This is a genomic window from Longimicrobium sp. (assembly GCF_036399935.1).
Classification (GTDB): Bacteria; Gemmatimonadota; Gemmatimonadetes; order Longimicrobiales; family Longimicrobiaceae; genus Longimicrobium.
In genome coordinates this window covers 44,213-54,778 of sequence record NZ_DASWMD010000063.1, presented here as the reverse complement: position 1 = coordinate 54,778, position 10,566 = coordinate 44,213, and the positions used below count along the sequence as shown (strand labels likewise).

Annotated in this window: 9 protein-coding genes; 2 read left to right on the top strand and 7 right to left on the bottom strand. The window is 72.2% G+C overall.

The features are described 5' to 3' along the window. Positions 1–318: 318 nt before the first annotated feature. The 7 genes from VGB24_RS19425 to VGB24_RS19395 all read right to left on the bottom strand — a co-directional run bounded on the left by VGB24_RS19425 (position 319) and on the right by VGB24_RS19395 (position 6,458). Positions 319–3,009, bottom strand: a complete 2,691-nt coding sequence (locus VGB24_RS19425) for a TonB-dependent receptor (protein ID WP_331074602.1) — start codon at positions 3,007–3,009, stop codon at positions 319–321. Positions 3,010–3,161: 152 nt separating this feature from the next. After that, a complete protein-coding gene (locus VGB24_RS19420; protein WP_331074601.1) occupies positions 3,162–4,481 on the bottom strand; it encodes a thymidine phosphorylase in 1,320 nt (439 codons plus the stop codon). Further along, complete coding sequence (gene cdd, locus VGB24_RS19415) at positions 4,478–4,930, bottom strand: cytidine deaminase (protein WP_331074600.1); 453 nt, start codon at positions 4,928–4,930, stop codon at positions 4,478–4,480. Before cdd ends, VGB24_RS19420 begins: the two co-directional genes overlap by 4 nt. 368 nt (positions 4,931–5,298) lie before the next feature. Beyond that, positions 5,299–5,568 carry a hypothetical protein gene (locus VGB24_RS19410; RefSeq protein WP_331074599.1) on the bottom strand — a complete coding sequence of 90 codons (270 nt, stop codon included), beginning with the start codon at positions 5,566–5,568 and terminating at the stop codon, positions 5,299–5,301. Between the two features lie 68 nt (positions 5,569–5,636). Further along, complete coding sequence (locus VGB24_RS19405) at positions 5,637–5,894, bottom strand: hypothetical protein (RefSeq protein ID WP_331074598.1); 258 nt, start codon at positions 5,892–5,894, stop codon at positions 5,637–5,639. Positions 5,895–5,958: 64 nt separating this feature from the next. After that, entirely contained in the window at positions 5,959–6,195 is a 237-nt protein-coding gene (locus tag VGB24_RS19400) for a hypothetical protein (RefSeq protein WP_331074597.1), read from the bottom strand. A gap of 2 nt (positions 6,196–6,197) precedes the next feature. After that, complete coding sequence (locus VGB24_RS19395; protein ID WP_331074596.1) at positions 6,198–6,458, bottom strand: hypothetical protein; 261 nt, start codon at positions 6,456–6,458, stop codon at positions 6,198–6,200. Positions 6,459–6,715: 257 nt separating this feature from the next. Between VGB24_RS19395 and VGB24_RS19390 the strand changes: the two genes are divergently transcribed. Together VGB24_RS19390 and VGB24_RS19385 are read left to right on the top strand one after the other, a co-directional pair. After that, positions 6,716–8,482 (top strand): sensor histidine kinase, encoded by a 1,767-nt coding sequence (locus VGB24_RS19390; RefSeq protein WP_331074595.1) that lies wholly within the window; start codon positions 6,716–6,718, stop codon positions 8,480–8,482. A 551-nt stretch (positions 8,483–9,033) separates the two neighbouring features. Continuing rightward, entirely contained in the window at positions 9,034–10,413 is a 1,380-nt protein-coding gene (locus tag VGB24_RS19385; RefSeq protein ID WP_331074594.1) for a sigma-54 dependent transcriptional regulator, read from the top strand. Positions 10,414–10,566: the final 153 nt, after the last annotated feature.

Sequence of the window (10,566 nt, the reverse complement as noted above, 5' to 3'; positions counted from 1 at the left end):
TGAGCGGGCGCAGCAGCTCCCACTGCGAATCGGTCAAGTCTGTCGGATATCTGTGGCTAGTCATGCCAGCCGCATACACCGTCTACTTGTGCATGTTCGTACTTTGTTCGGTTATCTCAACACCCTCTCAGGATGACAGGCTCTGGCACTATCGCCATGTGCGGTTGAAGCCCCGAACGGGACGCGCCAGCGGCCCGTGTCGGGGCTTACCGCTTTCCAAGCGGCGGGTTCACCCGCTCCCGACGGGTGTGGCGGAAGCAGAAAGGGGCCGGGCACTCGGCCCGGCCCCTTTCCATCCACCGGAATGGACGTGAAGACCTACAGGCCCTGCCAGCTCAGCCGCACGTAGTAGAACGCGCCGTTGAAGCCGAACGGGCTAACCTGGTTGAAGGGAAAGATGCCCGCGTTGGAGTTGTCGGCGCCCGTGGGGCTGCGGAAGTTCTGCTCGGGGTACACGCCGAACAGGTTGTTGGCGCCCACCGCCGCCGTCAGCCCCGAGCGCACGCGGTACGACACGTCGAGGTCGGTGATCCACCGCGCGCCGAACGTCTGGTCGGTGTTGGTGGGCGAGCCCACCGCCGCCGTGCCGAACACCGACACCTCGCCGAAGCGGCGGTTGTTCAGGTTCACCGCCAGCCGCTCCAGCGCATAGTTCAGCGACAGGTTCAGGCTGTTGCGCGGCTGCCCGCGCTCCAGCCGGCCCCGCTCCACGCGCCCGAAGAGCACCTCGCCCAGGCCGGCCAGCTGCGGCGGCGTCTGCACCGAGTCGGTCAGCACCTCCGTCTCCGTCAGGTTGCCGCCGCCGGTGAACCGCAGCATCCCCGCACCCAGCGGGCGGGCGTACTGCAGCACCACGTCCACGCCCGTGGTGCGGGTGTCGATGGCGTTGGTGAAGAACCGCCCGCCCGTGACCCCGGCGAACCCCGCGTTCTGAAAGAGCGTGCGGATAGCGGTGCCCGTGAAGTTCTCGGAAAAGACGATGCGGTCGTCGATGTCGATGCGGTACGCGTCCACCGTCAGCGACAGCGCGGGCGACGGCTCCCACGCCACGCCGGCGCTGTAGTTCACCGACTCTTCCGGCTGCAGCGGCGTGGCGCCGAGCACCTTGGCTTCGGGGCTGCCGGCGGGAAAGGTCCGCACGTCCACCGGCGTGTTGACCCCGTTGATCACCAGGAAGTTGGTGGCGGTGGACGAGAAGAACGACTGCCCCAGCGACGGCGCGCGGAAGCCCGTGCCGTACGCGCCGCGCAGGGCAAAGCCGGGGATGGGCTCGAAGCGCACCGCCAGCTTGCCGTCCTGCGTGCTGCCGAAGTCGCTGTAGTCCTCCACCCGCGCCGCCGCGTTGATCAGCAGCCCGCGCACGGGGGTGATCTCCACGTCCACGTAGCCGGCCGTGTTGTGGCGCGACACGTCCTTGGCGTCGGAGGGGCGAAAGCCGGGGAACACCTGCGCGCCCACGGCGGCCACCTGGCCCGCGGTGGGGCCGTCCAGGATGGGCACGCCCCCGTTCTTCCACGACGCGGAGTCGCCCGCGGCAATGCCGTAGCCGTCGCGGCGGTACTCGGCGCCGAACGCCACGTTCACCGCCTCGGGGAGGCCCAGCGAAAAGGCGCGCGACAGGTCCAGGTTGAACGTCGTCTGGTCGAACTTCAGGGTTCCCGCGTAGAACTCGGTGGGGCTGGCGGTGCCCATCGACACGTTGTTGCTGTTGCTGATGTCGAAGCGGAAGCTGTTGGCCCCGTGCACCCCCGACAGGTCGTACCGGAACCCCGCCACGCTGCCGCGCGCGCCCAGCACCCCGGAGCCGTCCACGATCCGCGAGCCGATCAGCGGCAGGAACCCGTCGGGGTGGATGGCCCGCACCGTCCGGGCGTCGTTGGCCCGGCGGAAGAAGCCCGCCGCCTCGCCGTCGCGGCGCGACAGCCCGCCGAACGCATACGCCTCGGCCCACGCGGCCAGCGGGAACGAGCTGTTCAGGAACACGCCCGCGTCGCGCGAGTCCGAGTCGCCCTGGCGGTGGTTGACGACGGCGCGCCCGTTGTTGCGCGGATCGTTGGGGAAGTACTGCTGGCGCGTGTCCGGAAGGGAGCGATTGGTGTTCTCGCGGTCGCGGAACTCGGCGCTGAGCGACACGAATCCGCGCTCGCCGAAGTCCATGCCCCCGGAGCCGGCCACCTGCACCACGGTGCCGTCGCCCTCCGTGGTCTGCCCCACGGTGGCCATCGCCTCGCGGCGCCCGCCCGTCTTCAGCACGATGTTCACCACGCCCGCGATGGCGTCGGAGCCGTACTGGGCCGCGGCGCCGTCGCGCAGGATCTCGATGCGCTCGATGGACGACGCCGGGATGGCGTTCAGGTCCACCGCCGTGCTCCCCCGGCCCACGCTGCCGTTGACGTTCACCAGCGCGCTGTTGTGGCGCCGCTTGCCGTTCACCAGCACCAGCAACTGGTCGGGCGCCAGCCCGCGCAGCGTGGCCGGACGCACGTGGTCGGTGCCGTCGGAAACGGAGGCGCGGGGAAAGTTCACCGAGGGCGCCAGCCGCTGGATGATCTGCGCCGTCTCGGTAAGGCCCGTGGCCTGGATGTCGGCCGCGGTCAGCACGTCCACGGGCACCGGCGCGTCGGTGGCGGTGCGGTCCGGCCGGCGGGTGCCCACGGCCACCACCGTTTCCAGCAGCGCCGCCGTCTCCGCCAATTGCACGTCGCGGGTCGCCGTTCCCCCGGCCGTCAACGCCACGGGAACGCGCACCGTGCCGAAGCCCAGGCGCGAAACCACCAGCTCGTACGAGCCCGGCGCCGCCTGCAGGCGGTACGTGCCGTCCGCCCGGGTGACGCCGCTGGAGGCGCCGGAAAGGCGTACCGCGGCGCCGGCCAGCGGCGAGCCGTCGGCCGCGTCGGTCACCCGGCCCGTGAGGGTGCCGGTCTGCGCCGCCAGCGCCGGGGCGAAGGCGGCGGCGACGAGGAACGCGATGGCCGCGAACGTGCGCCGCGGCAGGGGCGGTGGTTTCATGGGTAGTCGGCGGGGCGGAAGGGGAGGGCGACGGCGGTCTGCCGGATGAGAAAGGGATAGGTGTGGACGGTGCCGGGCGCAAGGAGAACGTCGGGGATCATCCCCCCGGGCGGCGGAGGATTCCCCCCGCCGCCCGGCGCCCCCCGCGCGCTTCAGCCGACGGTTTCGTACGCGTCGGGGACGGGCTCCGCCGGGCGGACGGAGAGCACGAACGCGGAGCGCAGCCGTTCGATGGCCTCGCGCGCCGCCGGCTCGGAGCGCGCGTGCACGTCGGCCAGCGGCTGCCCCGCCTCCACGCGGTCGCCGATGCGCGCGCGGACCACGATGCCCACCGCGGGGTCCACCGGGTCGGCCTTGGTCTTTCGCCCCGCGCCCAGCGCCAGCGCCGCGTCGCCGATGGTACGCGCGTCGGCCTGGGCCACCCAGCCGGGAAGGTCGGTGGTGTAGGGGTGGATCACCGGCGCCGAGGGAAGCAGATCCGGCTGGTCCACGACCCGCGCGTCGCCGCCCTGCGCCTCGATCAGGGTCTGCAGCGTGCGCGCCCCCGCCCCCGAGTCGCGCAGCCAGGTAAGCGCGGCGCGCCCCTCGTCGGCGGACTTGGCCAGCCCGGACATCTCCAGCAGGTGCGCCCCCAGCTCCAGCGTCAGCCGCCACAAATCCGCCGGGCCGCGGCCGTGCAGGGTGTCGATGGCCTCGCGGATCTCGAGCGCGTTGCCCACGGCGCGGCCCAGCGGCTGGCGCATGGGGCTCAGCACGGCCCGCGTGCGCCGCCCGGCCCCGCTGCCGATTGCCACCAGCGTGCGCGCCAGCTCGCGGGCATCGTCCAGCGTCTGCATGAAGGCGCCGGAGCCCCACTTTACGTCCAGGACGATGCTGCGCGCGCCGCCCGCCAGCTTCTTCGACATGATGCTGCCGGCGATCAGCGGCATGCTGTCCACCGTTCCCGTCACGTCGCGGAGCGCGTACAGCTTCTTGTCGGCCGGCACCAGCTCGCCGCTCTGGCCCACCAGCGCGCAGCCGATGCGCCGCACCTGGGCGCGCATTTCGTCCAGCGGCAGCTCGCAGCGAAAGCCGGGGATGGCCTCCAGCTTGTCGAGCGTGCCGCCCGTGTGCCCCAGCCCCCGCCCCGACATCTTCACGAAGGCGGCCCCGGCGGCGGCCATCAGCGGCACGAGGACGATGGACGTCTTGTCGCCCACGCCGCCGGTGCTGTGCTTGTCCACGGTGGGGCGGTCCAGCCCGGGCCAGTCCAGCGTTTCGCCGCTGTCCACCATGGCGCGGGTGAACTCCAGCGTTTCCCCCTCGGTCATCCCGCGCCACACCACCGCCATCAGCCAGGCGGCCACCTGGTAGTCGGGCACCTCGCCCGCCAGGTAGCCGGACAGAAACCCGCGCATCTCGTCCGGCGACAGCTCGCCGCCGCGCTTCTTCCGCTCAATCAGCTCGACGGTGGAGGGGGTCGAGCCGCTCATCGCGCCTCGCGGGTGGCGTTCAGCCGGTCCTGGTCGAAGGCGCCGGGAAGCAGCGCCCGCACCGAGGTAATCTGCACCCCCGCGGGGCCGCCGCCGGGCATGATCACCGGCATGTCGGGGCCGAACTCGTTGAGCACCTGCCGGCAGCCGCCACAGGGCGCACAGGCCGCATCGTCTTCGGGGCCCACGACGGCGATGGCCACGAAGCGCCGGGCCCCCTGCGTGACGGCGTTGCCAATGGCGGTGCGCTCGGCGCAGGTGCCCAGGGGATACGACGCGTTCTCGACGTTGACGCCGGTGAACACGCGGCCGTCTTCGGCCAGCAGCGCCGCGCCGACGGAAAAGTTGCTGTAGGGGGCGTAGGCCTGGGCGCGCACCTCGCGGGCCTGGTCCAGCAGCCGCCGGGCAGCGGCGGGGTCGATCGTGGGCTGCTCGGATGCCGATGTCACGCGTCCTTTGGTGTGTCGGGGCCTGGGTGTGGAGCGCTCTCCCTCGGAATATAGGGAACAGGCCCTGCTGGGGCGACCGGGGCGGCGGATGGGGCGCGGCGGGCGGGGCGATAGGGTCCCGGGGGTCGGGGCCGGCACTGCTGGGTGAGGCGGGCCGGTGGGGGTGGCCGGGCCTGCTGGGGCGGATGAATTCGCGGCAACGACCACACGATGTCCACCTTCGTGGACTCCATGCCCTGGCGCGCATGTCGGCGATCGGCGGCGCCCCTGCCCCGGGGTGTCCCGGGTTGCTCCCGCATTGAAAAAAGCCGGGCCCGGACGCGATGGTCCGGGCCCGGCTGAGAGCGGCGCGTAAGCGCCGGTCGGGATTACGGGGTGGTGGTGGTGCCCGCGGCGCCGGCGGCCGAGTCGGTGCCGGTCGTCGTGGTGGCGCCAGCCGCGCCCGCGGCGCTGTCGGTGCCCATGGCGGGCGTGGTGGCCATGCTGGTGTCGGCCGGCATCGGCGTGGTCACCGGGGCCGCCTCGACGGTCGTGCCGGCAGCCGTGCTGTCGACCACGGCCGTGTCGCCGCCCTCACCGCCCTCGCCGCCGCACGCGGCAAGCGCCATCACACCGAAAATCGCGATCAGCTTCTTCATGTCCGTATTCCTTGTCCATCGTGAAAAATCGGGCCGCGCAGCGATGCGCGGCCCGTTACTCGTGTAGCTCAGTGCGCGGCCGTGTCGGTGGTCGCGGTGCCGGTCGTGCCGGTCTGGGCCTGGCCCTGGGTGGTGTCGACCGTCGTGGTGGTCGTGGCCGTCACGGTGTCCTGCGTCGGGACGACCGTCGGGGTGGCGACCGTGTCGCTGCCCGGAACCACCGTGGTGGTGCTGTTCACGTCGGTGGCCTCGCCCTCGGAGGCCGCGTCGTCGCCGCCGCAAGCCGCAAGCGCCATCAGGCCGAAAATCGCGATGAGCTTCTTCATGGTCGTGTTCCTTGTCCGGTGTGGTTCATCCGCCGCCCCGCGTAGATGCGGGGCGGTGTCCTGCTTACTGCTGCGTCGTGCCGGTGGCGCTGTCGCCGGTGGTGCCACGCACCGACGCCGCGCTGTCCACCACCGTTCCCTGCATCATCGCCGAGTCCGCGGGCGAGGGCGCCGGCGAAACGGCCGGGGCCTCGCTCGTGGCAGGGATCGAGGTGGTGTCCTCGACCACCGCGCCCGCTTCGTTGCCCCCGCCGCAGGCGGCCAGCGCCACCAGGGCCAGGGAAGCGATCACCTTGTTCATGGTCAGTGCGCCGCGGCCGAGTCGGTGCCGGCGGCGTGGCCGGAGTCCGCGTGCGCCGTGCTGTCCATCGGCGCGGGCGTGGTCGCGCCCGTCACGCTGTCCATCGGAAGCGGCGCGGCCTGCGTGGCCGCCGCCGCCGGATCCACCCCCTGGATGGTGGCGCCCGCTGTCGAATCGACCGCGACCGAAGCGTCCTCGCCGGCGTCGCCGCCGCAGGCCGCCAGCACTGCCACCATCACGATCGGGAAAACATGCTTGATCATCCGCCGCTCCTCACTCCCGGAATCCATCCGCGCGGCCTTCACGCGGTTGGGCCAGGAAATGGCAACGGGTATGCCGTACGCCGGGTGCCGGGCCACGGTGGCGCAAATCCGCGCCGCGCCTTAGCTTTCGGGCACTCGGCACCCTGCCGCCCACCGTTCGCGGACCGCACGGAACCGGTCCGCCGCCGTTCAGTGAACACCGCACGGGTGTTCAGTGAACACACGGGACGGGTGCCGCACCGAACGAACGGGACCACATGCGAGGGCTTCCGCTCCGTGCCAAGATCTTCTTTCTCTTCGCCGCCACGTCGCTGCTGATCGTGGTGCCGGCCCTGCTGCTGATCGCGCGGGCCGTGGAGCGGGGAGTGTACGAGCGTGCGCGCGACGACCTGGATGGCGCCATGCTCTCGGTGCAGCAGGCGTGGGACATCCGCGACCTGCTGCTGGCCGAGGCGGCGCGCGCGCGGGCGCTGGACGCCGACCTGGCGCGGGCGTGGCAGGCGGGCGACATGCGCGAGGTGCAGCGCATCATCCAGCTGGGGCTTGAAGAGGACGTCCGCCCGTTCGTCATCGACAGCACCGGGCGGTTCATCCTGGGGCCGAAGATCGACGCCGGCTCCGTGGCCGGTGTGGGCCAGGGGCGCACGACGATCGCCTTTCCCGCAAAGGGCGACCCGGTGCGCTTCGCCCTGGAGGATGTGCGGGCCGACAGCGTTCGCCTGGGGCGCGTGGGCGTGGGCACCCGCTTCAGCGCCGCCAGCCTGAAGGAGCAGCTGAACCGCACCACCGAGGTGGTGCTGCTGGTGGGCGACTCGCTGATCGGCACCACCCTTTCCGACACGGCCGAGGCGGCGCTGAGCCGCAGCGAGCTGCTGGCGCTCAAGGGCAGCGTGGCCCCGGTGCCGCGCCAGATCTACGCGGGGCAGGCGTACATGGCGCGCCCGCTCAACCTGGCGTCGCGCGGGCTGCCGACGACGGCCATCCTGCTGCGCCCCATCACGCAGGAATTGCAGGTGGCGTCGGCTATCAAGAGCTCGCTGTGGGGGATCGGGTTCGCGGCGCTGGTGCTGGCGCTCGTGCTGGCGGCGGTGATCGCCCGCATCGTCGCGCGTCCCACGCAGGCGCTGGCCGAGGCGTCGGCGCGAATGGCGCGGGGCGACTTCGCGGCGCCGCTGCCGCGGGCGGGCACGGACGAAATCGGCCAGCTGGCGCGCGCCTTCGGCGAGATGCGCCGGGCCATCGCCGACCGCGAGGGGCGGCTGCGGAGCGCGCAGGCCGAGATGATCCACCGCGAAAAGCTGGCGGCCATGGGGCGCCTGGTCGCGCAGCTTTCGCACGAGATCAACAACCCCATCTACAACATCCAGAACTGCCTGGAGGCGCTGGAGCGGCGCGGCGACCCCAACGATCCGAACCGCGAGTTCCTGACGCTGGCGCAGGAGGAGCTGTCGCGGATGGCGTCGCTCACCCGGCGCCTGCTGGACCAGAGCCGCCCCCAGTCCGACGCCAGCTCGCTGCTGAACCTGAACGCGCTGGTGACGCGCGTGCTCACCCTGGCGGGGCCGGAGATCCGGGAGCGGGGCGTGGAGCTGCGGGCGGACCTGGCCCCGGACCTGCCGCCGGTGGTCGCGCACCCCGAGGCCATCCAGCAGGTGCTGGCCAACCTGGTGGCCAACGCCAGCGACGCCATGCCGGGGGGCGGGCGGCTGCGGGTGGCCACGCGGGCGGTGGACGAGGCGGTGGAGGTGGTGGTGGAGGACACGGGCCAGGGGATCGCGGAGCGGGACCTTCCGCACATCTTCGAGGCGTTCTACACCACCAAGCCGGCGGTGACGGGAATCGGGCTGGGCTTGTTCGTGTCGGAGGGGATCATCCGCGGGCACCGCGGACGCATCGACGTGGAGAGCACGCCGGGGCAGGGCAGCCGCTTCATCGTGCGCCTGCCGCGCGAAACCCTCGACGAGTCGCTGTCCGACGCCAACCAGGACGCGGCGGCGGAGGCGCGCGAGCCGGCGGGAGTGTAGGCTGTCTGGTTCCACCAGGCACCCTGTCATCCTGAGGCCCAGGCGCACGTCACCGGCCCGCAGCACAACCGTCGCGGGCCGAAGGATCTAGCCGCGGAAGGGTACAGGCCTGGGCGCGGCAGCGGTCACAGAAGCAGAGGCCGCGGCTGCCGTGGGGCCCTCACCCCGCCGCGCTGACACGCGTGCGACCCTCTCCCACAAACAGCGTGGGAGAGGGGATACACTTCGGGTCCAGCGTGCGTCAGGGCAGGCCCGGTGCTCGGGCCGGCGCCCCCCATCCCCAGCCCTTCCCCCGCAAACTGCGCGGGGGAAGGGAGCCAGTCCGGCGCGCGAGGCCAGCCGGAGGTCGCCTCTCCCCCATGGGGTGTATGGGGGAGAGGCCGGGAGAGGGGGGCTCCCAGAGGCAGCCCCGGCAACCCATCGGACCCCGATCGAAGTTCTCCCCTCCCGCACGCAGTTCGTGCGGGGAGGGGCCGGGGGAGGGGCCACCCGCGGCATGCACCGGAGCCTGTTCGTACTCCCGTACTTACTACTTTCCGACGATCGTAACTGTGGCGACATCCGAGACTCCGCGCATCCTCATCATCGACGACGACCGCGCGTTCCGCGTGGGAACGGGCGCGCTGCTGTCCGACGAGGGCTACGCCGTGCAGGCCGTCGCCAGCGGCGACGAGGGCGTGGACCTGCTGCGCCACGAGCAGTTCGACATGGTGCTGCTGGACCTGCGGATGGAGGGGCGCACCGGGCTCTCGGTGCTCGAGGAGCTGCGCGGGTCCGGCAACGACGTGCCCGTGGTGATGCTCACCGGCTTCGCCACGGTAGATTCGGCCGTGGCGGCGCTGAAGCTGGGCGCCGACGACTACCTGACCAAGCCCTGCGACAACGCGCAGCTGCGTTCCAAGATCAAGTCCATCCTGGCCCGCCGGGAGCCCGTCTTGGGCGACGGCGCGGCGCGCATCGTCAGCACGGGAACGCGCATGAAGGAGGTGCTGCGCGCCATCTCGCGTGTGGCATCCACCGAATCCACCGTGCTGCTGCGCGGGGCGACTGGCACGGGCAAGGAGGTGATCGCCCGCGCCATCCACGAAGAAAGCCCGCGCCGCCATCGTCCGTACCAGGCCGTCAACTGCTCGGCGCTGGCGGAGGGGATCCTGGAATCGGAGCTGTTCGGGCACGCCCGCGGCGCCTTCACGGGCGCGGTGAACGAGCGGAAGGGCCTGTTCGAGGAGGCGCACGGCGGCACCGTGTTCCTGGACGAGATCGGCGACGTGTCGCCCGGGATGCAGGCCAAGCTGCTGCGCGTGCTGCAGGAGCGCGAGGTGGTGAGGGTGGGCACGGCCCGCAGCGTGGCGGTGGACGTGCGGGTGATCGCGGCCACGCACCGCGACCTGGAGGCGATGGTGGAGGACGGGTCGTTCCGGAAGGACCTGTACTTTCGCCTGAAGGTGTTCCAGATCCGCGTTCCCGAGCTCAAGGACCGCCCCGAGGACATCCCGGCCCTGGTCGGCGCCGCGCTTGCGCGGTGGAACGAGCGGGTGGAGGCGCCGCGCCGGGTGCAGGGCGTATCGGACGACGCCATGGCGCTGCTGGCGGCGTACGACTGGCCGGGGAACGTGCGCGAGCTGATGGCCGCCATCGAGTACGCGTGCATCGTCTGCGAGGGCGGGCGAGTGATGCCGCACAACCTGCCCGAGGAGGTGCGCGAGGGCGCGTCCACCTTCCCAACGACCAACGGGGGCGACGGGCGCAGGCACGAGTACGCGCGCCAGGCGGAGCCGGTACGGCGGTACCAGGCGCCGGACGCGGATTCGGAGCGCGAGGCGATCCTGCAGGCGCTGGAGCAGGCCGACGGCAACCGCACCAAGGCCGCCGCCGCGCTGGGGATGGGCCGCACCACGCTCTGGCAGAAGCTGAAGGAGTACGGGCTGTAGGAGGCTGGCTGGATCAAGGCGCACGGAGGCAGGCCCCGGCACCCGGGCCGGCGCCCCCCATCCCCAGCCAACCCGGCGCGCCAGGCCGGCCGAAGCGCGATTCAGGTCTCCCCCTCCCCTGCGCAGCGGGGGAAGGGGGCCGGGGGGAGGGGG